The organism is Streptococcus criceti HS-6 (assembly GCF_000187975.2).
GTDB lineage: Bacteria > Bacillota > Bacilli > Lactobacillales > Streptococcaceae > Streptococcus > Streptococcus criceti.
This window is the reverse complement of the sequence record NZ_AEUV02000002.1, coordinates 2,069,970-2,094,042: the sequence shown is the minus strand read 5'-3', so window position 1 is coordinate 2,094,042 and position 24,073 is coordinate 2,069,970. Positions and strand designations below refer to the sequence as shown.

27 protein-coding genes and 2 pseudogenes are annotated in these 24,073 nt (G+C 41.0%); 26 read left to right on the top strand and 3 right to left on the bottom strand.

Features of this window, described 5'->3' with window-relative positions; all coding sequences use genetic code 11:
• The first annotated feature begins 3 nt into the window (after positions 1-3).
• The 3 genes from STRCR_RS11405 to STRCR_RS09745 are packed head-to-tail and all read left to right on the top strand — an operon-like array spanning position 4 to position 2,886.
• The gene (locus tag STRCR_RS11405; protein ID WP_004229329.1) at positions 4-1,797 is read left to right on the top strand and encodes a DUF3114 domain-containing protein; all 1,794 of its coding nucleotides are present in this window, start codon (positions 4-6) and stop codon (positions 1,795-1,797) included.
• Positions 1,794-2,390 (top strand): hypothetical protein, encoded by a 597-nt coding sequence (locus tag STRCR_RS09750; RefSeq protein WP_004227598.1) that lies wholly within the window; start codon positions 1,794-1,796, stop codon positions 2,388-2,390. The genes STRCR_RS11405 and STRCR_RS09750 overlap by 4 nt, the downstream gene beginning before the upstream one ends.
• A gap of 7 nt (positions 2,391-2,397) precedes the next feature.
• A complete protein-coding gene (locus STRCR_RS09745; protein ID WP_004227813.1) occupies positions 2,398-2,886 on the top strand; it encodes a hypothetical protein in 489 nt (162 codons plus the stop codon).
• Here the strand turns inward: STRCR_RS09745 and STRCR_RS09740 are convergent.
• Positions 2,883-3,746, bottom strand: a pseudogene (locus tag STRCR_RS09740) (IS982-like element ISScr1 family transposase). The gene STRCR_RS09745 and the pseudogene STRCR_RS09740 sit on opposite strands and share 4 nt — an antisense overlap.
• 221 nt (positions 3,747-3,967) lie before the next feature.
• On the opposite strand from STRCR_RS09740, the gene STRCR_RS09735 reads away from it, so the two are divergent.
• From STRCR_RS09735 to STRCR_RS09670, 14 genes and pseudogenes are all read left to right on the top strand, one after another.
• Positions 3,968-4,564, top strand: a complete 597-nt coding sequence (locus STRCR_RS09735; RefSeq protein ID WP_003048910.1) for a hypothetical protein — start codon at positions 3,968-3,970, stop codon at positions 4,562-4,564.
• Positions 4,565-4,571: 7 nt separating this feature from the next.
• Entirely contained in the window at positions 4,572-5,168 is a 597-nt protein-coding gene (locus tag STRCR_RS09730; RefSeq protein WP_004226011.1) for a hypothetical protein, read from the top strand.
• Positions 5,169-5,175: 7 nt separating this feature from the next.
• The gene (locus STRCR_RS09725) at positions 5,176-5,769 is read left to right on the top strand and encodes a hypothetical protein (protein WP_040804641.1); all 594 of its coding nucleotides are present in this window, start codon (positions 5,176-5,178) and stop codon (positions 5,767-5,769) included.
• Entirely contained in the window at positions 5,766-6,428 is a 663-nt protein-coding gene (locus STRCR_RS09720) for a DUF3114 domain-containing protein (RefSeq protein ID WP_004228311.1), read from the top strand. The genes STRCR_RS09725 and STRCR_RS09720 overlap by 4 nt, the downstream gene beginning before the upstream one ends.
• A gap of 23 nt (positions 6,429-6,451) precedes the next feature.
• On the top strand, positions 6,452-7,012 hold the full coding sequence (locus STRCR_RS09715) for a hypothetical protein (RefSeq protein ID WP_004227443.1): 561 nt from the start codon (positions 6,452-6,454) through the stop codon (positions 7,010-7,012).
• 73 nt (positions 7,013-7,085) lie between these two features.
• On the top strand, positions 7,086-7,646 hold the full coding sequence (locus STRCR_RS09710) for a hypothetical protein (protein ID WP_004230086.1): 561 nt from the start codon (positions 7,086-7,088) through the stop codon (positions 7,644-7,646).
• 76 nt (positions 7,647-7,722) lie between these two features.
• Positions 7,723-8,349: pseudogene (locus STRCR_RS12355) on the top strand (T7SS effector LXG polymorphic toxin); the annotation flags it as partial.
• Between the two features lie 485 nt (positions 8,350-8,834).
• Positions 8,835-9,527: a DUF3114 domain-containing protein gene (locus tag STRCR_RS12350; RefSeq protein WP_081478777.1), complete on the top strand. Its 693-nt coding sequence runs from the start codon at positions 8,835-8,837 to the stop codon at positions 9,525-9,527.
• Between the two features lie 3 nt (positions 9,528-9,530).
• A complete protein-coding gene (locus tag STRCR_RS12155) occupies positions 9,531-10,022 on the top strand; it encodes a hypothetical protein (RefSeq protein WP_003048892.1) in 492 nt (163 codons plus the stop codon).
• A 114-nt stretch (positions 10,023-10,136) separates the two neighbouring features.
• A complete protein-coding gene (locus tag STRCR_RS09690; protein ID WP_004227031.1) occupies positions 10,137-10,955 on the top strand; it encodes a DUF3114 domain-containing protein in 819 nt (272 codons plus the stop codon).
• Positions 10,948-11,457: a hypothetical protein gene (locus STRCR_RS09685; protein WP_157769179.1), complete on the top strand. Its 510-nt coding sequence runs from the start codon at positions 10,948-10,950 to the stop codon at positions 11,455-11,457. The genes STRCR_RS09690 and STRCR_RS09685 overlap by 8 nt, the downstream gene beginning before the upstream one ends.
• A 99-nt stretch (positions 11,458-11,556) precedes the next feature.
• Positions 11,557-11,775 (top strand): DUF3114 domain-containing protein, encoded by a 219-nt coding sequence (locus STRCR_RS09680; protein WP_004229952.1) that lies wholly within the window; start codon positions 11,557-11,559, stop codon positions 11,773-11,775.
• 3 nt (positions 11,776-11,778) lie between these two features.
• Positions 11,779-12,288 carry a hypothetical protein gene (locus STRCR_RS09675; protein WP_004225899.1) on the top strand — a complete coding sequence of 170 codons (510 nt, stop codon included), beginning with the start codon at positions 11,779-11,781 and terminating at the stop codon, positions 12,286-12,288.
• Between the two features lie 118 nt (positions 12,289-12,406).
• A complete protein-coding gene (locus STRCR_RS09670) occupies positions 12,407-12,682 on the top strand; it encodes a hypothetical protein (protein ID WP_004227012.1) in 276 nt (91 codons plus the stop codon).
• 254 nt (positions 12,683-12,936) lie between these two features.
• Here the strand turns inward: STRCR_RS09670 and STRCR_RS09665 are convergent, their stop codons facing one another.
• Positions 12,937-14,901 (bottom strand): KxYKxGKxW signal peptide domain-containing protein, encoded by a 1,965-nt coding sequence (locus STRCR_RS09665; protein WP_004228487.1) that lies wholly within the window; start codon positions 14,899-14,901, stop codon positions 12,937-12,939.
• A 688-nt stretch (positions 14,902-15,589) separates the two neighbouring features.
• A complete protein-coding gene (locus STRCR_RS09660; protein WP_040804636.1) occupies positions 15,590-16,588 on the bottom strand; it encodes a GIY-YIG nuclease family protein in 999 nt (332 codons plus the stop codon).
• 235 nt (positions 16,589-16,823) lie between these two features.
• On the opposite strand from STRCR_RS09660, the gene STRCR_RS09655 reads away from it, so the two are divergent.
• From STRCR_RS09655 to STRCR_RS09615, 9 genes are all read left to right on the top strand, one after another.
• Positions 16,824-17,132: a hypothetical protein gene (locus STRCR_RS09655; RefSeq protein ID WP_040804632.1), complete on the top strand. Its 309-nt coding sequence runs from the start codon at positions 16,824-16,826 to the stop codon at positions 17,130-17,132.
• Positions 17,133-17,462: 330 nt separating this feature from the next.
• A complete protein-coding gene (locus STRCR_RS09650) occupies positions 17,463-18,752 on the top strand; it encodes a peptidase U32 family protein (RefSeq protein ID WP_004225838.1) in 1,290 nt (429 codons plus the stop codon).
• A 106-nt stretch (positions 18,753-18,858) separates the two neighbouring features.
• Entirely contained in the window at positions 18,859-19,071 is a 213-nt protein-coding gene (locus STRCR_RS09645; RefSeq protein WP_004227200.1) for a YdbC family protein, read from the top strand.
• A 241-nt stretch (positions 19,072-19,312) separates the two neighbouring features.
• Positions 19,313-20,140 (top strand): hypothetical protein, encoded by an 828-nt coding sequence (locus tag STRCR_RS09640; RefSeq protein WP_004227821.1) that lies wholly within the window; start codon positions 19,313-19,315, stop codon positions 20,138-20,140.
• Between the two features lie 250 nt (positions 20,141-20,390).
• The gene (gene xseA / locus STRCR_RS09635; RefSeq protein ID WP_004229509.1) at positions 20,391-21,734 is read left to right on the top strand and encodes an exodeoxyribonuclease VII large subunit; all 1,344 of its coding nucleotides are present in this window, start codon (positions 20,391-20,393) and stop codon (positions 21,732-21,734) included.
• Positions 21,709-21,933, top strand: coding sequence for an exodeoxyribonuclease VII small subunit (locus STRCR_RS09630; protein ID WP_004230022.1), 225 nt, complete (start codon positions 21,709-21,711; stop codon positions 21,931-21,933). Before xseA ends, STRCR_RS09630 begins: the two co-directional genes overlap by 26 nt.
• Positions 21,926-22,792: a polyprenyl synthetase family protein gene (locus tag STRCR_RS09625; RefSeq protein WP_004226645.1), complete on the top strand. Its 867-nt coding sequence runs from the start codon at positions 21,926-21,928 to the stop codon at positions 22,790-22,792. Before STRCR_RS09630 ends, STRCR_RS09625 begins: the two co-directional genes overlap by 8 nt.
• On the top strand, positions 22,785-23,612 hold the full coding sequence (locus STRCR_RS09620; protein WP_004227115.1) for a TlyA family RNA methyltransferase: 828 nt from the start codon (positions 22,785-22,787) through the stop codon (positions 23,610-23,612). Before STRCR_RS09625 ends, STRCR_RS09620 begins: the two co-directional genes overlap by 8 nt.
• Complete coding sequence (locus STRCR_RS09615; RefSeq protein ID WP_004228949.1) at positions 23,599-24,069, top strand: arginine repressor; 471 nt, start codon at positions 23,599-23,601, stop codon at positions 24,067-24,069. Before STRCR_RS09620 ends, STRCR_RS09615 begins: the two co-directional genes overlap by 14 nt.
• The last annotated feature ends 4 nt before the right edge of the window (positions 24,070-24,073 follow it).

Genomic DNA, 24,073 nt, shown 5'->3' with positions numbered 1-24,073 from the left:
CCCATGAGTGTAGACATGTATCTTGACCTATCGCAGTCACAGGCAGATAGTACGGGAAGAATGATTGATAGACAGTTGGAAGCCTATGATGTTTTAGAGCAGGCCCTCCAAAATTTCGTCAACTCCAGTGAAGATTTAAAAGGGGCAGCTTACGATTCCGCTAGGGACTTGGTCAGTTCTGATGTTCTCACCCTGCTAGCAGGAGGCCGTCTGTTATCTGAGAAAGTTAAGGCAGCCGTGACCAAGTTTCCGGAAGCTTTTTCTTCACAGGTAGCGCCAGAAAGTCTCCAAGAATCTCAGCTCCGGGCAGATATCGCTATGCTTTCCAGTCAGATTGATGCCGCTCAGGACCATTTGAGTCATATCAGTTCCAGTAAGATGTCATCGGAAAACAAGCATGCTGCGATGGATCAGCAACATAGCCTGATTAGCGGACTTGAAGAGTCCAAGCAAAAATTAGAGGAGAAGCTGGAAAAACTCCTAGCTTTCCATGCTTCCTCACCTGCTCTCTTTTCAGATATTGAAGCCTTAGATGCGGCTATAAAGGCAGGTTCTGCTCAAGTTCAGAACGCATGGGATTCAGGTCAGGGGAAGTTTCGGCTTTTGGGGAATGATCCTCAATGGAAAGAAGAGATCAAAGACACGACCTTTGCGCAAGGTTATAATGTTCAGCGTCCAGAAGGAATGTCAGATAATGACTGGAAAACCTATAAGCATACCTTGAGAACACAGGCAGAGGCCTTACGGCAAGACGGCTGGACAGAAGATGCCGTTAAGGATGGCTACATCCAATATTTGAATGACCATTATTCGACAAATAATGGCAGTGTCGACACACAACTAAAGAGTTACTATGAGACCGTTCATACCTTCGGCAGTGATATCTTCATCACTATGTGGAATATTGATGCGGGTAAATTAAATAGCTATGATGCCAACGAAAGACCAGAAAAGGCTCAAACGCTGCTCAACATAGCCATGACCTACACCGGCATGCCTCAAGAGTTGAATGGCAGTGCTGAGCAGACACGGGCTATTTTGGATAAAATGTCTGACAGTCTAGCTCCGCATGATAAATTTTGGGATACCTTCGCCCAAACGGTGCAGGCGGCTTATCCGGATGACTTGGAAGAGAAAAAAGATGGAACCTTCAAATCAAATGCTAGGGCATTGGGAGCTCCCGGCGGCAATGAGGCTCTCAAACAGCGAGTCAACCAATTTCGCTATGTTATCTCAGCCCAACAAGCGCAATGGGTACGGGACTGGGCAAGGGAAAGGTATGGGAATGATATCAGTGATGAACAAGCCCTAGCTGCTTACCTTAACGATGGTCATAAATCTAGCTATGATTTCGATGATACCGCTCGTTTTCATAATAAAGTCTCCGAAAGGGGAACTTACCCTGGTGGTAAGAAACAGGTTAACTATAAAATCTTGTCTAAAGATTTCCACACCGAATTTATCATCAGTGAAGATGGCAGTTTTGTCAATGAAATTGACCCTGAAAAGGATGCTTCAGAGAACCAAAACGGTGTGGTCAACGGAGCCAGCTTTAATTATGCGGATGATGGAGATAAGAAGGCCCATGAGCGCTTGGATGAAAATGCACCGAAGTTCTATGACCCTGAGTACCGCGACACTATGCGTGAGAACGATGGGGATACTTTTTTATCGCCAGATAAGGAGCGGTACAAAGATTCTGAAGATAAAATTTATGGGTTTGACGGGGATGAGTCAACGTATGAAAGAGAGAAGGCTCAAAAAGATGAGTTTAAAGAGATGGTAGGTGAGTCATGAAAAAATATCTTGTCATTTGTATAATACTATGTACCTTCTTATTAGCAGCCTGTCAGGTGAAAAATCCTGAAAAGTCTGCCAAGCCTAAACAATCAGAGACAGTCCGCTTAGAAAAAGCTAAGAACCTAGAAGTTGGGATTACCTACAAGATTGGTGCTTCTAAGAATCCCAATGCTTTTTATGTAAAATTTATTGATGATCAACACTATGTTTATATGAATGATGATAGTCACTATACAGAAAAAAAAATTGCGGAAAGAAGTGGTGATGGGGGCTATTTCTATCCCTATATTTACTTTACAGAAGGGGAGTACATTCAAGAGGATAATAATTATATATTAAAACCAATGCGGACACAAAAAGTCGAGTTTAAGGATGCTCAGCATGTTAAAGATAGCGTTATAGCGAACAAGAAGTTCTACGAGGAAACTGAAAACGATAGCTCAGTTACCATTGTCAAAGAAGGTAGCAGTTACATTGAAAAGTCTCAAAATCGTAACCTTCCTCTTTATGAAATCAGTAAAAACCTTCCAAATTCAATTGATGATTTTCTAGCCCAGTACGACTATCAGCCAGAAGAGCTGCATTGGTAGGTGAATCATGAAAAAATATCTTGTCATTTGTATGGTACTATGTACCCTCTTATTAGTAGCCTGTCAAGCGAAGACGCCTGAAAAGTCTATTAAATCTAAACAATCAGAGCCAGTGCACCTAGAAAAAGCTGTGAAATTAAAGATTGGCACCGCTTATAGAATAGGTAAGTCCAGCGACCTTAATGCTTTTTACATAAAATTAATTGACGATAAGCATTGTGTTTATATGCTTGATGAGAGTCAGTACACAGAAAAACAAATTGAAGAAAAAAGCGGTGATGGTGACCATTTTTATCCTTATATTTCTCTTACAGAAGGAGAGTATTCTAAAGATGGTGATGATTATATACTAAAACCAACGCGGACACAGAAAATTGAGTTCAAAGATGCCAAGCATGCTAAAGATAAAATTATTGCGACCCAAAAAATACAGGATAGTGATCCGCAGGATGTTTTTGCAATAGAAAAAAAAGATGGTGTTTACTCGTGGTGCTAGTTAATCTCAAAGTATCTCAGGTTGTGAGTAAGTATAATTTGCTCAAGTCTTAACTGCAGTCCTGCTAAACCTCTAGTCAGTGTGTGTTCTACGTCAAAAAGAGCGCAAAGCTCGGAGAAGCGTGTCTCAATGGTTCGTCTCATAGCCATCAATTTCCAATGATTATGTTGTTTAGCTCCTGCCATGTTTTGACGCAAAGGAGTCCATAGATGATAGCCTTTTTGAATTAGATGGTCTTTAAGTTCCCTGCTAAGATAGCCTAGGTCTGCTAAAATATAAGGTTGTCGGCAATTTTCTAGTAAGTCATCAACCGTCCTAATATCGTGTACTGAGGCAGGGGTCACAACGTAATTCAGAATATAGCCTGATAAAGTGACCAGCATATGTACTTTGAATCCATAGAACCAAAGATGTTTAGAAGCATTGTAACCAATGTCTGCCAAATCATTAAAAATACGTGTTCTACAGTTACGGACAGGTTGACAAAGTGGTAAGGGAAAGCTATCTATAATAGCGATAGTATCAGGAGAAATTTGAGTATTCATGGCTTGTCTAATGACTTGAACTAACCAAACCAACTGTCTTGCTCGTCGGTTAAAACGACTTCTTTCAAGAAGTTAGCCGCAAGGAAATAAGTGACAGAGACGATAGAAGTGTCGTTGTGATTTAATACCTAGCTCAGCTTGTAAAATAAGCAAAACCAATAGCGATTGATCTGAAACCTTAGATAAACTGATATTATGACGATGTTTGAAAGAGTAAGGACAATAATCCCTATAGAGCTGATGGCATATTTTTGATAATTGCTTCAAATTCCATTGTAAGTGATGAGATTTAGCAGTATACTGTAAGTGGCTCATTTGGACTAACCTCCTGTTTGTTTAGGCACTTACAGTATAGTCCTTTTGGGCTTTTTATTGTATTTTGAAATTAACTAGCACCACGGGTGGTGTTTATATTAGAAAGCAATCAAACGGTGAATTTACTCTATTTAAAGTAAATAAAAAACTCCCAAATTCAATTGATGACTTTCTAGCCCAGTACGACTATCAACCAGAAGAGCTGCATTGGTAGGTGAATCATGAAAAAATATCTTGTTATTTGTATGGTGCTATGTACTTTCTTACTCGCAGCCTGTCAGGCGCAGAAGTCTGAAGAGTCAGTCACGCCTAAACGATCAGAGACAGTCCGCTTAGAAAAAGCTAAGAACCTAGAAGTTGGGGTTACCTATAAAATTAGTGACTCTAAAAATCTTAATGGCTCCTATATTAGATTTGTTGATGATCAACATTATGTTAATATGAATGATCGCAGTCACTATACTAAGAAAGATATTGCGGAAAAAAGTGGTGATGGGGAACATTTTTATCCACATATTTCTTTTACAGAAGGGGAATATTCCAAAGAAGGCGAGAATTACGTACTAAAGCCGGCGCGGACACAGAGGGTTGAGTTTAAGGATCCCCAGCATGTAAACGATAAAGTTATCGCTTTTAAAAGGTTAGATGAAGGAGCTAATGCTGGTGTAACACTCACTATTGCTAAAAAAGACGGGGGCTACGCAAAAAATAATCAAGGTTTCTACTCGACTCTCTACAAAATAAATAAGAACCTTCCCAATTCTATTGAGGATTTTATAGATCAGTACGACTATCAGCCAGAGGAGCTGCATTGGTAGGTGAATCATGAAAAAATATCTTGTCATTTGTATAATACTATGTACCTTCTTATTAGTAGCTTGTCAGGTCAAAAATTCTGGAAAGTCTGCCAAGCCTAAACAATTAGAGCCAGTGTACCTAGAAAAAGCTAAGACCCTAGAAATTGGGATTACCTATAAAATTGGTGATTCTAAAGATTCTAATGCGTCATATATAAAATTCGTGGATAATCAACACTATGTTTATATGAAGGATTATAGCCATGATACCCAAGAAGAGATAGATGACATTAATAGAGAAGGAGATGGATTTTATCCCTATGTTTTATTCACAGAGGGCCAGTACACGAAGGATGGAGATAATTTAAATTTGACACCTACAAAAACTATGGATGTGGAGTTTAAAAATCCTGAGCATGTTAAGGATAAGATTATAGCTTCCAAGAGATTAGATGAAGGAGCGAATGCTGGCAGAATACTTATCCTTACCAAAAAAGATGGTGCTTATGCTGAAAACAATCAAGAAAATTATTTTACCCTTTATAAAGTAAATAAAGCAATCCCAGATTCGATTGAGGACTTTCTGAAACAGTACGAGTATCAGCCGGAGAAGTTACCTCGGTAGGTGAGTCATGAAAAAGCATCTTATATTCTGCATGTTATTGTGTACATTATTCTTAGGCGCTTGTCAGGTAAAAACACCGAAGACGAGTGTAAAGTCGAATGAGTCAGAAGCTGTCCATCTAGAAAAAGCTAAAAATTTAGAATTTAGGATTACTTACAAAAGTGGTAAGTCTAAAGATCCCAATGGATTTTATCTGAAATTTATTGATGGTAAACATTATGTATATATGATTGAGGGCAGTAAATATACTGAAAAAGACATCAAAGAAAAAAGTGAAGATGGCTATGCGTTCTACCCTTATATTTATTTCACAGAAGGTGAATATTCTAAAAAGGGGAACAATTATGTACTAAAACCGATACGAACACAGAAAATTGAGTTTAAAGATGCCAAACATGTTAAAGATAAAGTGATAGCATCTAAGAAATTAGATGAGGAAAATAAAAACGACAGAGCAATCATAATCGCCAAAGAGGATGGAGGATACAATGAAAAAGCTCAAAATGGTGACTTTACATTATACAAAACAAATAAAAAAATCCCCAATTCAATTGATGATTTTCTAGCCCAGTACGACTATCAGCCAGAAGAGTTAGAGTGATTTTAAAGGTTCATCAGTTCCGCTACGTGATTTCGCAGCAACAGGTGCAGTATATTCGGGATAATTACCGAGAAAGCGGGATGACGGATGAACAGGCCTTGGCTGCTTACCTCTCTACCATGGAAGAAGGAAATGGTGACAATCAGTATAGTTTAAGTGAGTCTTCTAGAGCACATAATAAAGTAAAATTTGACAAGAAAGGAAAGCCTAGTTATCCTGAAGGCTCTAAGGCCAATTATAAAGTAACAATAGGTTTTCACTCGGAATTTATTGTTGACCAAAATGGTAATTTTTTGAATGAAGTTGATCCAGAAGGTCGCACCGATAATGGAACAATTAATGGTGCAAGCTTTAATTATGCGGAGAAAAATGATGATTTGCATGAAAAACTAGATGGAAATAATGCTATCGGACGATATGATCCTGGCTATCGTAAAACAAAAACTAAAGGATATTATGCCCCCAATGATCTTAAAACAGCTATCCATGAAGGCTGGGAAGATTTTAAGTCAGCTGTCACAAAAGGAGAAGGTGACGAAAAGAGTTGGGATGACAGCTATTGGAATAGTGAAGGTAGCTATAGTAAGAATGGAATGAGTTCTCGTGATCGTGTCAATAACGAAGCGGATGAATTTCGTGGTATGATTGAGAGTTATTAGTTCAATTAAGGGGGAAAATGTGTATGAAAAAATATATTTTAGGACTGTTCTTGTTTTGTTCTTTATTTTTGGTAGCCTGCAATAAACAAACTATTGAAAAAATAATTGATCAAAAGCAGGGGGTTACCTCATTTGAAATGGGTCAAACCTACCGTCGTGATGATGGTATGTACTTTAAACTGGTAGATGAGGATACTTGTGTTCATTTCAGAGACAATGCTTCAAAGTATAAAACTGAGGATGATTTGAACGATTCCAATGAGGGGGAGGAGGATCCTATTTATCCTCAGTTGACACTTTATCAGGATAATTATCACATAACTGGAAAGACTGTAGTTATAGGGAGCGGTAGAGAAACCATGTTGACTTTTGACACAGTCAAGGATTTTAAAAATCAGACCTATCAATGGATAAATGAGGAAAGTTATTCAAATACAGACCCCACCAAACTCCACTACAGCAAAAAAGGTTATTATCTAGAGATAAGATCAAAGCGCTACTATTTCCACAAATCGAACAAAAAAATTCCGAATTCTCGAGAAGAATTTCTGAATGAATATCACAAGGGTGAGAGTAAAGACTAGTATCAGTTGACTGGAAAACACCTTATGAAATCTTTTATGGAAAATCGTTGCACTTCATTTGATAATTCGTCGTATGAAAAAATATATTTTAGGACTGTTCTTGTTTTGCTCTTTATTTTTGGCAGCCTGCGATAAACAAACTATTGAAAAAATAATTGATCAAAAGCAGGGAGTTACCTCATTTAAAATAGGGCAAACCTACCGCCGTGATGATGGTATGTACTTTAAACTGGTAGATGAGGATACCTGTGTTGATTTCAGAGACGATGCTTCAAAATATAAAACTGAGGATGATTTGAATGACGCCAAAGAGGGTGAGGAAGACCCAATTTATCCCCAATTAGCTCTTTTTGAAAGTTCTTACAAAAAAGAAGGTGAAGATTTTCTCTTGGGGGATAGCAAAGAAACTTTATTAACGTTTGAGACTGTAAATGACTTTAAGAGCAAGACTTACAGAAGTATTCATAATGATATTTTTAAGGACTCAACTCCTGCTACTCTACAGTATAGCAAAAAAGGCTATTACCTAGAGATAAGATCAAAGCGCTACTATTTTCACAAATCGGATAAAAAGATTCCGAATTCTCGGGAAGAATTTCTTAAAGACTATCATAAGAATGAGACAGAGAACTAATCAATGTTGACTGGCATAGGTTAATAGATTTGATCAACCGCTCTCAGTGTTGCTTCAGGTTTCGAAGCTGCAGATAATGGAGCAGCCGGAACGATTAAAAGTTTATAAAAGACAGTTTAAGGAGAACCCCATGAGTGTAGACATGTATCTTGACCTATCGCAGTCACAGGCAGATAGTACGGGAAGAATGATTGATAGTCAGTTGGAAGCCTATGATGTTTTAGAGCAAGCCCTCCAAAACTTCGTCAACTCCAGTGAAGATTTAAAAGGGGCAGCTTACGATTCCGCTAGGGACTTAGTCAGTTCTGATGTTCTCACCCTGCTAGCAGGAGGCCGTCTGTTATCTGAGAAAGTTAAGGCAGCTGTGACCAAGTTTCCGAAAGCTTTTTCTTCACAAGTAGCGCCAGAAAGTCTCCAAGAATCTCAGCTCCGAGCAGATATCGCTATGCTTTCCAGTCAGATTGATGCCGCTCAGGACCATTTGAGCCATATCAGTTCCAGTAAGATGTCATCGGAAAACAAGCATGCTGCGATGGATCAGCAACATAGCCTGATTAGCGGACTTGAAGAGTCCAAGCAAAAATTAGAGGAGAAGCTGGAAAAACTCCTAGCTTTCCATGCTTCCTCACCTGCTCTCTTTTCAGATATTGAAGCCTTAGATGCGGCTATAAAGGCAGGTTCTGCTCAAGTTCAGAACGCATGGGATTCAGGTCAGGGGAAGTTTCGGCTTTTGGGGAATGATCCTCAATGGAAAGAAGAGATCAAAGACACGACCTTTGCGCAAGATTATAATGTTCAGCGTCCAGAAGGGATGTCAGATAATGACTGGAAAACCTATAAGCATACCTTGGGAACACAGGCAGAGGCCTTACGGCAAGACGGCTGGACCAAGAAGGCCATCAAGGACGGCTATATCGATACGGTTAATGCATCTTATGATCCTAATAAGGAGATGAGCATTGCCGCTCAGCTGGGCGAGTACTTCAATAATGCCCATATTGTTGGTTCTGCTCTCTTTAATAAGATGATGACCGTTGCCTACAAGGATACCCCAGAAGGTCAGGAAAAGACCTTGGACATGATTTATAAGGTGCTTGGAGCCAAGGTTGATGAAAATGGCTTCCTGCAGATGACTAACATGAAAATCACGGACAGTGATCAGCAAGGCGCCACAAGTTTACGACAAACATGGACGATGCCCTTGATTTCGATAATACCTTCTCCGGCATTGTGCAAGACGCTTATCCTAAGGGTCTGCCGACAAATCTTAAAGAAGGCAGTCAAGACTTCACCCGTGCCCAGGAGACCCATCAGTTCCGCTACTACATGGATAAGAAGAACAATGATGCCCTGCGTGCTGCTTATCCGGAGGCCGCCAATGATTTGGAGCGGATTAAGAAATACAATGCCGCCCATCCCCATCATCAATTTAAGGGAGAAAAGGCCCGTTATCACAATAAGTATCAGGGAGAGCCCAAGGATTATAAGGACCATATCGAAAAATATGGTGAGAATTCTAAGTATGTCAGCTCAGGCGACGGTTTTCACACCGAGTTTGTGGTTGATAAAAATGGCAATCTGGTCACCCAGTGGAATGCCTACGAAATAGATGAGAACGGCCATGTCAACTCGGATCCAAATAAGCAGTACACCAAAGAGGAGCAGATGCAGTTAGTTGATGGCAACAGTGTCAACTATGCGGAGAACGCCGAGGGTGATTATCATGATAAGGTCGACGCTAATCCCGTTTCAAAATATGATCCTAAGGTCAGAAGAGAGGTCGGAAAGAACTGGCATAATCCGGATACCGACAATAGTAGACCGGATTACTATGATAAAGACCAGTCAGAAGTGGATGCAAACGATAGATTGAAGGGGTAGACAATGACATTAAAAAAAATAATTAAGTTCCTGGTTGCAGTATCTGTGTCAATCTTTTTAGTTTCTTGCAGTCTCACTGAAACAAATAATCAAGGGGGTTCAGAGGCATTAACAGTCACTAATGTTCATGACCATGTGGTTAGAGGACGGACAACTGAAGAGGAACTCGTCAAACTATTTGGAGAACCAAGAAAAAAAATACACGATTCATCTAAAGTTGAAGAGCTCTATGATAACTACAAGGATCAAGAGGGAGGTATGTTTGATTTACTGGACGATAATACTAACTACTACAAAACTGAAAAATATGTTAAAGTAGATTACAGTGATGATTCGTTTTATGATAGTTGTTATATTTATCATAGTAATGACTTAGGGCTAGAGTTTGTTAGATTTTATATCAAAGATGATCTTGTACGGTATTACCACTTTGGCGATATCACAGACAAATCTATCGCCAAAAAAGATAAGTACCTCCGCCAAATTATAGAATAAAAGCGTTGTTAAGTATATCCCTTTATCTTAGATTCTAGCAAACTCAAAGGTTAATGTTGTTTACGACTTTCGACGTAAAGTGACCGTTAAGAAGGTCAGGAAAAGACCTTGGATATGATTTATAAGGTGCTTGGAGCCAAGGTTGATGAAAATGGCTTCCTGCAGATGACTAACATGAAAATCACGGACAGTGACCAGCAAGGTGCCTACAAGTTTACGACAAACATGGACGATGCCCTTGATTTCGATAATACCTTCTCCGACATTGTGCAAGGTGCCTATCCCAAGGGTCTGCCGACAAATCTTAAAGAAGGCAGTCAAGACTTCACCCGTGCGCAGGAGACGCACCAGTTCCGCTACTATATGGATAAGAAGAACAACGATGCCCTGCGTGCTGCTTATCCGGAGGCTGCCAATGATTTGGAGCGGATTAAGAAATACAATGCCGCCCATCCCCATCATCAATTTAAGGGAGAAAAGGCCCGTTATCACAATAAGTATCAGGGAGAGCCCAAGGATTATAAGGACCATTTCGAAAAATATGGCGAGAATTCTAAGTATGTCAGCTCAGGCGACGGTTTTTACACCGAGTTTGTGGTTGATAAAAATGGCAATCTGGTCACCCAGTGGAATGCCTATGAGATAGATGAGAACGGCAATGTCAACTCGGATCCAAATAAGCAGTACACCAAAGAGGAGCAGATGCAGCTAGTGGACGGCAACAGTGTCAACTATGCGGAGAGTTCGGATAAAGGAAAGCACCATGGTGCTCTCGATTCAGACCCAGTTTCAAAATATGATCCCGAAGTGAGAAATAAGGTTGGTAGTAAGTGGAAGAGTCCTGTTACAGGTGAAGGTAAAGAAAGTGCTCCTCATTATTTTGATACTGATAAATCGGAAAAAGACGCAAATGAAAGGTTGAAAAATGACTAAGAAGTTTAAAAACCGAAAATGGATGATAATAATAGTGATGTGCTTGAGCTTAGGTATACTTGGGAGCTGCACTGTGGTTAAAAGGTTAAACTTCTCAAATTCTGACTTAACCGTGACTGGAATTCATAATACTGTCATTGTAGGAAAAACATCAACCAAAGAGTTAGAAAAATTATATGGGAAGCCCGATAGAGTTGAGACAGATTCTAAAAAAGCTACAGATTTATTTGACAAAATCAATAATGATGAAGGAAGTATCAATGTAGCTTTAGAAGACAACACAGATTATTGGGATACAGTGAAAGCTGATCATGGTTCTGCTATTCTAAAGAAATGGAATATTGATGGATACTATGAGTATAAGGGAAAAGAACTAGCTGGTGTAAAAGTGTACTTTTTTATTTCGGATGATAAAGTTCTCTCTTACGTGTTTGACGGTGATATTACAGATGAAAATATTGCCAAGAAAGATAAGTATCTCAGAGAAACTATTGGTGCTTAAGTTCAGGTTTCCCCAGAGATTTATCAGAAGACAAGTATTTTACATCAAACACATCAGCAAAATTTCGAATCCAATAAAATTTACACCAAAGAGGAGGAGATGCAGTTAGTGGACGGCAACAGCGTCAACTATGCGGAGAGTTCGGGTAAAGGAAAGCACCATGGTGCTCTCGATTCAGACCCAGTTTCAAAATATGATCCCAAGGTCAGAAAAGAGGTTGGGAAAAATTGGAATAATCCAGATAGAAGAAGGAACCAACCTGACTACTTTGATGTAGATAGGTCAGAAGTGGATGCGAACGATAGATTGAAGGAGTAGGTAATGACATTTAAGAAAATAATTAAACTTCTGACTGTGGTATTTGTATCAATTTTCCTAGTTTCTTGCGGTCTACTCAATGTTTCTAAAACTCATAAAAACAATCAAACCAAAATGTCTAGCAAACTAACAGTAACTAAGATTCATGATAGCATTATTAGAAATAAAACGACAGAACAAGATTTGGTAAATCAATTTGGGAACCCTGATGAAAAGGTTATGGATTCTTCAAGAGCAGAAGAACTATATTATAATGATAATGATAACGAAGGTGGAACTCTTGATCGATTAGATGATAAGACTGACTATTTTGATACTGAAAAATATGTGAAAGAAAACTATGATGATGGTAATAGGTTTAGCAGTTGCTATATCTATAGAGGTAATAAATTAGGCGTAGAATATGTCAGGTTTTTCATAAAAGATGGCCTAGTTCGAAATTATACTTATGGTGACATTATTGATAAAACAGCTGCCAAGAAAGACAAGTACCTCCGTCAAATTATAGATTAGGGACAATCTCTTTGTGTCACTGACCCCATGAATTCAATGCCGCCCATCCCCATCATCAATTTAAGGGAGAAAAGGCCCGTTATCACAATAAGTGTCATCGGAAAACAAGCATGCTGCGATGGATCAGCAACATAGCCTGATTAGCGGACTTGAAGAGTCCAAGCAAAAATTAGAGGAGAAGCTGGAAAAACTCCTAGCTTTCCATGCTTCCTCACCCGCTCTCTTTTCAGATATTGAAGCCTTAGATGCGGCTATAAAGGCAGGTTCTGCTCAAGTTCAGAACGCATGGGATTCAGGTCAGGGGAAGTTTCGGCTTTTGGGGAATGATCCTCAATGGAAAGAAGAGATCAAAGACACGACTTTTGCGCAAGATTATAATGTTCAGCGTCCATAAGGGATGTCAGATAATGACTGGAAAACCTATAAGCATACCTTGAGAACACAGGCAGAGGCCTTGCGGTAAAGCGGTTCATTGGTGTTAAAGAACCTAATGACCTTAGGGGTAAGATTTCTTGGCCTAGCCAACAAGTTTTACTCCCAACCACTGCGCCCAGAGTTTATTCCAAAACAAAGATACTGAACAAGTCTTGCCCAGTATCTTTGTTTTATAGATGTCAAATGCGTGACCTTATCGGTTATGACAACCTGTTAGTTAGCTAGGGTGCCATCAGGATTAAAAATATACTCCTGACCATTGATCGTTTGATTGCCAGTCACCCCTCTACCATCAGCACCAAAGTAATAAGTGTTTCCATCCACTTCGACAAAGCGATTCGTTACGGCCTTACCACTTTCATCGAAGTAATAAAAATCACTGGTAAAGGTAGTTGTTGATGGATTTTTGTAGTAAGCTTTTTCAGGTGTATGGCTGTAGACACTGCCAGATGGAGCATAAAGGCGGTAGAAGACCAGTTGATTTGATCTTGCAGGATAGTTTGTAACAGTACCAAGGCCATTTTGATCAAAGTGATAGGTTACTCCATCAATAGTGATATCGGAGTTTGCCTTAGTTTCGCCACTGTCAGCATCAAGGTAATAACGCTCTCCCTTGAGCGTAGAAATCAATTTACCTTTGACTTGGCTACCATCTTCAGTGAAATAGTAAGTTTTTCCATCGATGGTTTGCAAGCCAGTAAGAGCCTTTCCGTCTTTACCAAAGTATTTGTAAACGTCGCCTACTTGAATAAATTGATTGCTAACGGCACTACCATCTTTACCGAAATAAAGACGGTAGCTATTATCATGGTTATCATACTTATTTGTTGGGATATGGTAGTGAGGTTGACCATTTGCTTCAAACCAGACCTCACCATGGTACATAACATTGTCGTTGCCTGTTACTTTCGCTGGGGCATTATACTGCCATTCTTTAACAGTACCAAAATAGTAGGTCTTTCCATCGATTTCTTGAAGACCAGAAGCTAATTTACCATCAGCATCCACATAGTAAGTCTGACCATCCAGCTCTACCCATTGGTTTTTGACTTCTGTATTTTCAGTCAAAACGCCATGTTTATCAGGAGTATAAGCTTTACCGTTATAAACAGAGACTAGCGGTAGAGAGTCGTAAGAATTAGTGGTAGCTGAAGTAGGCCTATAAACATTTCTAACGATAAGATAGCCATTTTCAGTGAAATGATAGAGTTTACCGTCGATTTCTTTGAAACCCTTCACAGCCTTACCATCAGCATCAAAGTACATGGTGTAGGTAAGGCTGGGTCCTACTGGGGCATAATTAAAGTTGGCATATCCCCAGCCATTTTTGACCTTGATACCGGTGTCTTTATCATAGTAACTAACCGAATCATCCTCATTACGGAGAGTCTTCCCCTTATACTCCTGACCAGTGCTAGAAAAGTAATACTCATTGCCATCGATGATTTGTTTACCAGTGACACGAGCACCGTCAGCACCGTAATAAACCCACTTGTCTTCTGGGCTCCTTCGAGGGAAACTAATCACCTCAGCCAGTCGGAAACGGTTTTTCCACATGTGACCGTTATCTTGGTCGAAATAATAGGTCTTATCATTAATTTGAACATCAACGCCTTTGGCTTGCTTCCCATCCTCATAGAAGTAGTGAGGGGCACCGTCGATGTCTTTAAGCCCTGTAACATTTTGACCGTTTTGATCAGCATAATACCAATTGCCTTGGTCATCAGAGTGGAATCCAGTTACAGCTACTTTGTCAGCCTCAGCTACTACTTGTAGATCTGATGGAGCCTGAGCTTGAGGTGCAGTTGATTCAAAATTTTCTGATAGAGCAGGTTGCTCAGCCGTTTCTTCTACAGGAGCAACAGTAGTAGTGTCAGCTTGGACGGGCTCAGAAGTTGCTAATGGTGATGATACAACTGCAGTATTTTGATGATCTGTAGCAGCTGGTGTCTCAGTCGTATTAGCTATTGAGCCGGTCTCAGTAGCAGGGGGTGTCGTACTTTGTACAGGATTTGGGGTGGTGACTTGCTCGGCCGTAGCAGCTACTTCATCGGCAGAGACTCGCCCTTCAGTTGCTGCTAGTAGACCCATACCAGTTAACAAACTAGCACTGGATACAGCAATAGCTACCCACTGTTTTTTGACCTTGTGGAGTTTGTAATGTAATTTTCTTTCCATTTGACTCTCCTTAAAAAGTGATAATTTTACTGGTTAAAAATTATTTAAAACAATAACCCTTAACTTCAAACAATCTTAACATTTCCCGACTCTTTTTACAATGGTTTAAGTTATTATTTAGCATAGAATAATTGATTTTGACGGATAAAAGTGGGAATAGGACAGACAGTTATAATTCGAAGAATTTGATTTCGTCGTCCATCTCCGTCCAGCTCAAAAGGCTTGTGGGACCTTTTGAGGTCGGAAATAAGCACCTATTCATCACATTTATTTAGGCTGACCGCTACTACTTGTGTGGTACTTTAACAGTCCAATGAATGGTTTGTTTAATGTGGACGCTTAAAAACTAAGAAGCGCCAGTTACAGAAAACCAATCAGCAGTAGTCCATTGGACTATGTATGAGTAAGGCTAAGCAGGCCTAGCCAACAAGCCTTACTCCTAACAACCACGTCAATCTGGTAAATCTAGAACAATACAAAATGACAAAATTAAGTGTTGCTTTTATGTATTGTTTTGAAGTTATTAAATCACAAAAAAAAGACAATAGCCTTAAAATGACTACTGTCTTAAAAATAGTTCTTGTCTAAAACCCTGATAGGCTTGACAAATGGTAGAAAAAAGGCAGAACGGTTGTCCTAGCCTTCAGCCTTGGTATTATTATTTTTAGGTGACAATGCGTTACTTGCCTTATCTTTCATGTTCTTTGATATAAGCTATCTTTTGCTGACGGGTTTTATTTTTAAATTTAGCCTCAGCACTCATAGCCGCATTTTTATGATTGAAGGTTTCCGAGTAGATAAGTTTAACAGGGAGACGGGACTTGGTGTATTTGGCGCCTTTACCAGCATTATGAGTTGCAATTCGCTTGTCCAAGTCAGTAGTGTAGCCGGTGTAGAGACTGCCGTCAGCACATTCCAACACATACATATAAGCCTTGTGATCCTTACCGAAGTAAATGTCATGAATCTTATCAGTGTAGTCACCATTATCTTTATGGACAATGAGTGGGGGTAGGAACTTCATACCGTCGATAGAGCCGTCTTTAATAGCTTCAATCAAAAGCATATTAGCTTCCTTATTGGCCTTTGGGTAGACAAATTGGATCCGTTTGGGAGCCAGTTTGTACTTTTGCAAGGTATCCATGATTTCAAGGAAGCGGTCTGGTCGGTGAACAAGAGCTAGTTTGCCTTTAGTCTTGAGAGCTTGCTGGCTGATATGACAGATGTCATCTAGGGTGGTTGCAATCTCGTGACGGGCCAGAAGATAGTGTTGACTGGCATTTTTCTTGGAGGTTTCGGTTGCCTTGAAATAGGGAGGATTACAGAGGATAAGATCCACTTTGGAGCGAGGCGCGTGGTTCATGAGATTTTTTAGGTCATCATTAATCATGGTGACCTGCTCAGTTAGCCCATTGAGTGCAATTGAACGCTGTCCCATATCAGCCAGTCGCTCTTGGAGTTCAATTTCTAGGATTTTGGCCTTAGTCTGGGTGGAGGCAAAGAGGCCAACTGCTCCATTGCCGCTGCAGAGATCGACAATCAAACCTTTAGACGGGAACTTTGGAAAGCGTGACAGCAAGACACTATCGACAGAGTAGCTGAAGACTTCCTTGTTTTGGATAATTTTAACATCGGTAGAAAAGAGCTGATCGATGCGCTCTCCCTTAAGCAGATTTTCCTTGGTCATGGAAATCATTATAGCATGATTTAGGAATGAAAAATAGCTGGTTTTGTCTTTGGTCAGTGATCGTCTTGTAAAAATAGCAAAATTAACTTAGCCTTTCAGAAGAAACGAAGTTATAATTATCAGAAAGATTGTCATTTATTTTTAAACGAGTACTATTTGTGTTAAAGATTACAAAATCACTCTAATTTTCCTTGATAAGTAAATTTTAAGTGTTAGAATGACCATATAATTTTTTATGAATACAATGAGTTTGGATTCAATGGCATTTGATGATTTTGAAGTAGCAGGTAGTAACTATTTGATTAACGTTGAAGGTGGGAGCTTTAGTTGGAAAGGCTTCAACGATGCCGTAGGTAATGGTGGACTTGCCGGAGCAGCCACCGGTGCCGCTGAAGGAGCGATGGCAGGAGCAATGGGTGGAACTGCCGTTTGTCCTGGTGTAGGGACTGTAACAGGTGCATTTGCTTGTGGTGTTGCAAATGGATTTATTGGTGCAGTTGCCGGCGGAATTGGTGGAGGAGTGAACTATTTACTGAATTGTTGAGGTTACTATGGAATATTGCATTACGGGAGCTGTTACAGCATTAGTTGTCATAATAATTATACAGCTGATGAATCGGAAAAAACCAAAATAACTTGTTGTGAAGATTAGCGTTGGTGACCTCAAGGTAGCTAGCTATCTGCATGAAAATTAATGATAAAGTGCTTGGAATCTAGTGGAAAGCTAGGTTCTTTTTTGCTAGATCACTTTGTTTTTCCAGTTAGTTTGGTTCTTTTTATTTCCTTGATTTTTAGGGGGATTTGCTTTAGAATAAAAGAGCTAAAAAATGAATAATGACAGGCGATGGTTAACAGCTTGTCTAGGAGATAGATTATGTCAATAAGTATCAAAAAACGTCCTGAGGTCTTATCACCTGCAGGGACTTTAGAAAAATTAAAAGTGGCCGTTCTCTACGGGGCTGATGCAGTCTTTGTCGGCGGCCAGCAGTATGGACTGCGCAGCCGCGCTGGCAATTTTAGTATGGAGGATATGCAAGAAGGCATTAACTTTGCTCATGAACACGGGGCCAAGGTCTATGTGGCCGCTAATATGGTAACGCATGAGGGCAATGAACAAGGGGCTGGCGAATGGTTCCGCCAGTTGCGTGATATGGGCCTCGATGCCGTTATCGTATCGGATCCGGCCTTGATTGAAATCTGTGCGACAGAAGCACCGGGATTGGATATTCATCTGTCGACCCAAGCGTCGGCTACCAATGTCGAAACTTTTAAATTCTGGAGCAATTATGGCCTGACTCGTGTCGTCTTGGCGCGTGAGGTCAATATGGAAGAGTTGGCAGAAATTCGCCATCGGACTGATGTTGAGATCGAAGCTTTCGTCCACGGTGCTATGTGTATTTCTTATTCAGGTCGCTGTACCTTATCTAACCACATGAGTCACCGCGATGCCAATCGTGGCGGCTGTTCACAGTCCTGTCGCTGGAAATATGACCTCTACGATATGCCATTCGGTCAGGAGCGTCGCAGCCTCAGGGGGGAAATTCCTGAAGAATATTCTATGTCAGCGGTTGATATGTGCATGATTGAACATATTCCTGACATGATTGAAAACGGTGTTGATAGCTTAAAGATTGAAGGCCGGATGAAATCGATCCATTACGTTTCAACTGTAACGAACTGCTATAAGGCCGCAGTCGATGCTTATATGGAGAGCCCAGCAAAATTTGAAGCCATCAAGGATGATTTGATTGATGAACTCTGGAAGGTTGCCCAACGTGAATTGGCAACAGGTTTTTATTACGGTACTCCTACAGAAAACGAGCAGCTCTTTGGTGCTCGCCGCAAGATTCCTCAATATAAATTTATCGCTGAGGTCGTTTCCTTTAATGCAAAAACGATGACAGCTACCATTCGTCAGCGTAATGTTATCAAGGAAGGGGATCGTGTTGAATTTTACGGTCCAGGTTTCCGCCATTTTGAAACCAATATCGAAGATCTCCACGATGCTGAGGGAAATAAAATTGACCGAGCACCAAATCCAATGGAACTTTTGACTATCACGGTTCCTCAGACGGTTCAGCCGGGCGATATGGTCCGTGCCTGCAAGGAAGGTTTGGTTAACCTCTACCAAAAAGATGGTTCCAGCAAGACTGTCCGAGCTTGAGATTAATCTGACTGGTCGTTTACGAATAAATAAATGAAGTCGTCTGCATGTTCTAGACTAGAAGTTGCTGGGCGATTTTATTCTTTTATAGTAGAAAGGAAATATGATGGCAGAATTTACATTTGAAATCGAAGAAAAACTTTTGGTCCTCTCTGAAAATGATAGGGGTTGGACCAAAGAACTTAATCGTGTTAGTTTTAACGGTGCCCCTGCCAAGTACGACATTCGCGCTTGGAGTCCTGACCATACCAAAATGGGCAAGGGCGTCACTCTGACCAACGAGGAATTTCAAGTCCTTGTTGACGCTTTTAAACATTAAATAGGATTAGGGCTGCTGTTTTGCTTGTAGAGCGAATGGCCAGCCCTAATCTTTTTTGTTAGGAAAGCTTAATGGTGGTCATTTCTATCATATTTGGCTTTAGTAAAATGTCTTTAGATATCGTCTTGGGCTAAAATTTTTGGTCACTGACGCTGACCTTTGACAGTATTATCTTGACAAAGGTTTCTGAAAGAGGTTACAATATGAGAAAATAAGCCATGGAAAAAGGAATAGGTACCAGATGAAAAATTTTGAGGATGATTACAGACGGGGTATCGGTAGAAGTGGTATTCAGGGATTGGGCAATCCCCGTGTCAAAAAGGAACTGGAAGATCGCATAAGTCGTCTGCAAGAAGCCTTGGCCACAGCTGAGGATGATCAATCCCGTCAAGAGGTTCAATTCCTCTTGGACCGAGCAAGGGGCGATTACCAAAAATATGTGACAGCTGAGAAACAGATGGCACAAAAAATTCATTACGATAGACAATTTCAAAGGGTCTATGAGCAAAAGAAAAAGAAGCAGACCATTACCTTGACAGCTTCGATTGTCGGGACAATTCTGTTAATACTTTTTCTTGTTCTCCATTTCAATGCTTCCCACCGTGCTGCTAAAAATGAGGCAGCGGCTAAGGCTGCCTTTCAGCAAAAATCTAATCAGACGGAATCTAAACCAGATCCTGATAATAGACTGGGTGATGATGAATTACTCCCTAAAAATTTAATTGGGACTTGGACAGGGACCCAAGGCGGAGCTACCATTACCTTGACCTTTGAAGAAGACGGTACAGTAACTGTTAATACCGAGCTAAGTGACGGTAGCTATACCGAGAATTCTGGTGCTATCACTTCAACCTTACCAGTCGACGATACTACTTTTAGAATCGTTTATTCGTCTGGTAATGTTTTCCCAGGACAATCAACCCAAGGGTTAGGCTATGAGCTAGGCTATAAGTTCAGCAATGATGGTAAGACCCTCTATCCCATCCAATGGGATGTCCAGAATGGTCAAAAGCCAGATTACAGCCAATATAAATACGATAAAGACAATGCCTTTACAAAATCGGAATAAGATTATAAAAATGGTGTAAAGAGGCTGGGCAAAACTTGTCCAGTCTTCTTATTATGGCTTCGAGGAGCTCCTAATAAAAGATATGGTTGAGTAAAATCGTTTGCTTGACCTTTTTAATGCCTATTTTGTATATTTTCTACTATATTTTCCTTCTGAAGTTCGATAATATACATTTTTATAGCTCTCCTAACTAAAATTTGCTATAATATAAACTAACATTTGCTCTTTTAAGCAGGTCGGAGGTAGCCTTTTGTCGGATTATTTGTCGGTCAGTTCCCTGACTAAATATCTAAAATTAAAGTTTGACCGCGATCCCTATTTGGAACGGGTTTATTTGACGGGGCAGGTTTCCAATTTTCGTAAGCGGCCCAACCATCAATACTTTTCGCTCAAGGATGAGCAGGCTGTTATTCAGGCAACCATTTGGGCAGGGGTCTTTCGCAAGCTGGGATTTGAGTTAGAAGAAGGCATGAAGATCAATGTTGTTGGCCGTGTCCAGCTCTATGAGCCCAATGGTTCCTATTCAATCATTATTGAGCGGGCTGAGCCAGATGGTATCGGAGCCTTAGCTGTTCAGTTTGAACAACTCAAAAAAAAGTTAACTCAGGCTGGCTATTTTGCAGCTGAGCATAAGCAGCCCCTACCTCAATTTGTCAGGAAAATTGGTGTGGTCACCAGTGCCAGCGGGGCCGTTATTCGTGATATTATCACAACCGTCAGTCGACGCTTCCCAGGTGTGGAGATTCTCCTTTTTCCAACCAAAGTTCAGGGAGAAGGCAGTGCTCAGTCTGTCGCTGCAACTATTGCGGCAGCCAATCAGCGAGCTGACCTCGACATTTTAATTATTGGCCGGGGAGGCGGCTCTATCGAAGATCTCTGGGCCTTCAATGAAGAAGTTGTGGTTCAGGCTATCTTTGAATCTCGGCTGCCAGTCATCTCTAGTGTCGGTCACGAGACCGATACAACCTTGGCAGACTATGTTGCTGACAGACGGGCAGCTACTCCAACGGCAGCGGCTGAATTAGCAACTCCAGTTACCAAGGCAGATATTCTGGCTTGGCTGCGCGAGGCTGGTCAGCGGGCCTACCAAGCCACCAACCGGCGAATCCGGCAAGAAATCGATAGATTGACCAAACTCAATCAATCGGTTATCTTTCGGCAGCCTGAGCGGCTCTACGACGCTCACAGTCAAAAATTGGATCGCTTGACGACTGATTTAACTAGCCAGATGCGCTATCGCCTAGGTCAGGCCAAGCAGGAGCAAGGCTTGCTCAGTCAGCGACTGACTAGTTTAGATTTATTTGCCCGCTTGGAGCGTTTACAAGAGCGATTGTCCCAGCAAGAACGCTTGCTCAAGGCCAATATGGCCAATCAATATGACAGTCTTTTAGCTCGTTTTGAGAAAGCACAGGATGCCCTCATTTCCTTAGATACCAGTAGAATTGTGGCTCGGGGCTATGCCATTGTTCAAAAAGATAATAAACCGATTACCAGTGTTAAAGATATCCAGAAAGGTGATCAGCTGACCTTGCAGATGAAGGATGGCCACGTAGAAGTAGAGGTAGAAAATGCCAAGCAAGAAAAAAACATTTGAAGAAAATTTACAGGACTTAGAGGCAATTGTCACTAAGCTAGAAAACGGTGATGTACCTTTGGAAGAAGCCATTGCAGAATTCCAGAAAGGAATGGTGCTCTCTAAAGATTTGCAAAAAACTTTAGAGGATGCTGAAAAGACCTTGGTTAAGGTCATGCAGGCTGATGGTACAGAGACAGAAATGGAAAATAATGGTTAAACGCGAAAAACTTGATGCTGCCCTAGCTAAATTTTATGAGCAAGGGCCGGTTTCTAATAGATTGCAGGAGGCCATTCTCTATTCTATCCATGCGGGTGGCAAGCGAATTCGTCCCCTGATTTTATTGGAAACTCTGGAAGGTTTTGGTATCACCCTAAAAGAATCCCATTATCAGGTTGCAGCTGCTCTGGAAATGGTTCACACGGGTAGCCTAATTCATGATGACCTGCCTGCTATGGACGATGATGATTACCGACGGGGGCGTTTGACTAATCATAAGCAGTTCGATGAGGCAACGGCTATTTTAGCAGGAGACAGCCTTTTTCTTGACCCTTACGGTCTCATAACTCAGACGGATTTGAAGTCTGAGACTATTGTGGCCTTGATTGCCGAATTGTCTCAAGCTGCCGGAACTTTCGGTATGGTCGGCGGTCAAATGCTGGATATTGAAGGCGAGGAGCAAGCTCTGACTCTTGAACAGGTCTATGCTATTCACAGCCATAAGACCGGTAAATTACTGGCCTTTCCCTTTAAGGCGGCTGGCATAATAGCCGAGCAGGATTCTGATATTCTAGCAAAACTGGAGAAAGTTGGCCTTTTAGTAGGGACAAGCTTCCAGGTTCGAGATGACATTCTGGATCTGACGGCTTCTTTTGCTGACTTGGGCAAGACCCCACAGAAAGATCTGACGGCTCAGAAAGCGACCTACCCTAGTTTGCTGGGCTTGGATGAATCCTATCGCATCTTGAATGATTCTTTAGATCGTGCAGAGGTAATTTTCCAAAAATTAAAAGCAGATAAGGGATTCATACCTGATAAGATTTTAGAAATACTAGAAAGGTTGCGTCTTTATGCCTAAGGAAAGAGTGGACGTTCTGGCTTATAAGCAAGGTCTCTTTGATACTAGGGAGCAGGCCAAGCGAGGGGTCATGGCTGGTCTGGTTGTAAGCCTGTTGGACGGTCAGCGTTTTGATAAGCCTGGAGAAAAGATTCCCGATGATACAGAACTTCGGCTCAAAGGACAAAAGCTCAAATATGTCAGTCGTGGCGGTCTCAAATTAGAAAAGGCGCTTCAGGTTTTTAACCTTTCTGTTACTGGCCTAACAACCATAGATATTGGAGCATCAACAGGTGGATTTACCGACCTTATGCTGCAAAATGGAGCTGACTTGGTTTATGCAGTTGATGTCGGCACCAACCAGTTGGTCTGGAAACTGCGTCAGGATCCTCGGGTTGTCAGCATGGAGCAGTATAATTTCCGCTATGCTCAGGCTGAAGATTTTAAGCAGGGACTGCCTCATTTTGCCAGTATTGATGTCAGCTTTATTTCCCTCAATCTTATTCTCCCCGCTCTGACTGGTCTCTTGAGTGAGGGCGATAAGGTCGTTGCCCTTGTAAAACCTCAATTTGAAGCTGGTCGTTCTCAAATTGGCAAGCACGGGATTGTCAAAGACAAAGCCATTCACCGTTCTGTCCTAGAGGCGGTAACAGATGCTGCCCCAGATTACGGATTTACTATTAAAGGGATAGATTTTTCCCCTATTCAGGGAGGTCACGGCAATATTGAATTTTTGATTTGCCTAGAAAAGTCAGCTCAGGCCCAAAATTTGGTTAAAACTGCGATTGTATCAACTGTAGAAAAAGCACATGAGGAATTTAAAAAGAATGAAGAAGCATGAACGTTTAGAACTTCTGCGCAAAATTGTTTTGGAAAATGAAATCGAGACCCAGCATGACTTAGTCGCTAAGTTGGAAGCACACGGTCTTAAGTCAACTCAGGCAACTATTTCCCGCGATATTAATAATCTGGGGATTATCAAGGTACCAGGTAAATCCGGCAAGTATGTTTACGGCCTTTCCAAAGAATCAGCTCGCAAGCTGATGACGCCCTTGCAGCAAGCTTGTGAATATATCACGAGTCTTTCTGAACAGGTTACAGGCTTGGAGCAGATGATTGCTATTTCTGTCGTACCAGGGAATACCAGATATCTGAAGCGCCTCTTAATCAAGGATTATCAAGAGGAAATTTTTAGCATTATTGCTGACGATGATGCTATCCTAGTGGTTATGAAATCAGCAAAGCAGGCTGATCAACTGGTTCAAAATTTGCGAAGCTGGATGCAGCAGCACCACTGATTGG

What these genes read in the sequence shown, in the direction of transcription:
- STRCR_RS11405 (WP_004229329.1), top strand. Translation starts at nt 4, where the DNA reads ATGAGTGTAGACATGTATCTTGACCTATCGCAGTCACAGGCAGATAGT.
- STRCR_RS09750 (WP_004227598.1), top strand. Translation starts at nt 1,794, where the DNA reads ATGAAAAAATATCTTGTCATTTGTATAATACTATGTACCTTCTTATTA.
- STRCR_RS09745 (WP_004227813.1), top strand. Translation starts at nt 2,398, where the DNA reads ATGAAAAAATATCTTGTCATTTGTATGGTACTATGTACCCTCTTATTA.
- STRCR_RS09735 (WP_003048910.1), top strand. Translation starts at nt 3,968, where the DNA reads ATGAAAAAATATCTTGTTATTTGTATGGTGCTATGTACTTTCTTACTC.
- STRCR_RS09730 (WP_004226011.1), top strand. Translation starts at nt 4,572, where the DNA reads ATGAAAAAATATCTTGTCATTTGTATAATACTATGTACCTTCTTATTA.
- STRCR_RS09725 (WP_040804641.1), top strand. Translation starts at nt 5,176, where the DNA reads ATGAAAAAGCATCTTATATTCTGCATGTTATTGTGTACATTATTCTTA.
- STRCR_RS09715 (WP_004227443.1), top strand. Translation starts at nt 6,452, where the DNA reads ATGAAAAAATATATTTTAGGACTGTTCTTGTTTTGTTCTTTATTTTTG.
- STRCR_RS09710 (WP_004230086.1), top strand. Translation starts at nt 7,086, where the DNA reads ATGAAAAAATATATTTTAGGACTGTTCTTGTTTTGCTCTTTATTTTTG.
- STRCR_RS12350 (WP_081478777.1), top strand. Translation starts at nt 8,835, where the DNA reads ATGGACGATGCCCTTGATTTCGATAATACCTTCTCCGGCATTGTGCAA.
- STRCR_RS12155 (WP_003048892.1), top strand. Translation starts at nt 9,531, where the DNA reads ATGACATTAAAAAAAATAATTAAGTTCCTGGTTGCAGTATCTGTGTCA.
- STRCR_RS09690 (WP_004227031.1), top strand. Translation starts at nt 10,137, where the DNA reads ATGATTTATAAGGTGCTTGGAGCCAAGGTTGATGAAAATGGCTTCCTG.
- STRCR_RS09685 (WP_157769179.1), top strand. Translation starts at nt 10,948, where the DNA reads ATGACTAAGAAGTTTAAAAACCGAAAATGGATGATAATAATAGTGATG.
- STRCR_RS09680 (WP_004229952.1), top strand. Translation starts at nt 11,557, where the DNA reads ATGCAGTTAGTGGACGGCAACAGCGTCAACTATGCGGAGAGTTCGGGT.
- STRCR_RS09675 (WP_004225899.1), top strand. Translation starts at nt 11,779, where the DNA reads ATGACATTTAAGAAAATAATTAAACTTCTGACTGTGGTATTTGTATCA.
- STRCR_RS09670 (WP_004227012.1), top strand. Translation starts at nt 12,407, where the DNA reads ATGGATCAGCAACATAGCCTGATTAGCGGACTTGAAGAGTCCAAGCAA.
- STRCR_RS09665 (WP_004228487.1), bottom strand. Translation starts at nt 14,901, where the DNA reads ATGGAAAGAAAATTACATTACAAACTCCACAAGGTCAAAAAACAGTGG.
- STRCR_RS09660 (WP_040804636.1), bottom strand. Translation starts at nt 16,588, where the DNA reads ATGACCAAGGAAAATCTGCTTAAGGGAGAGCGCATCGATCAGCTCTTT.
- STRCR_RS09655 (WP_040804632.1), top strand. Translation starts at nt 16,824, where the DNA reads ATGAATACAATGAGTTTGGATTCAATGGCATTTGATGATTTTGAAGTA.
- STRCR_RS09650 (WP_004225838.1), top strand. Translation starts at nt 17,463, where the DNA reads ATGTCAATAAGTATCAAAAAACGTCCTGAGGTCTTATCACCTGCAGGG.
- STRCR_RS09645 (WP_004227200.1), top strand. Translation starts at nt 18,859, where the DNA reads ATGGCAGAATTTACATTTGAAATCGAAGAAAAACTTTTGGTCCTCTCT.
- STRCR_RS09640 (WP_004227821.1), top strand. Translation starts at nt 19,313, where the DNA reads ATGAAAAATTTTGAGGATGATTACAGACGGGGTATCGGTAGAAGTGGT.
- STRCR_RS09630 (WP_004230022.1), top strand. Translation starts at nt 21,709, where the DNA reads ATGCCAAGCAAGAAAAAAACATTTGAAGAAAATTTACAGGACTTAGAG.
- STRCR_RS09625 (WP_004226645.1), top strand. Translation starts at nt 21,926, where the DNA reads ATGGTTAAACGCGAAAAACTTGATGCTGCCCTAGCTAAATTTTATGAG.
- STRCR_RS09620 (WP_004227115.1), top strand. Translation starts at nt 22,785, where the DNA reads ATGCCTAAGGAAAGAGTGGACGTTCTGGCTTATAAGCAAGGTCTCTTT.
- STRCR_RS09615 (WP_004228949.1), top strand. Translation starts at nt 23,599, where the DNA reads ATGAAGAAGCATGAACGTTTAGAACTTCTGCGCAAAATTGTTTTGGAA.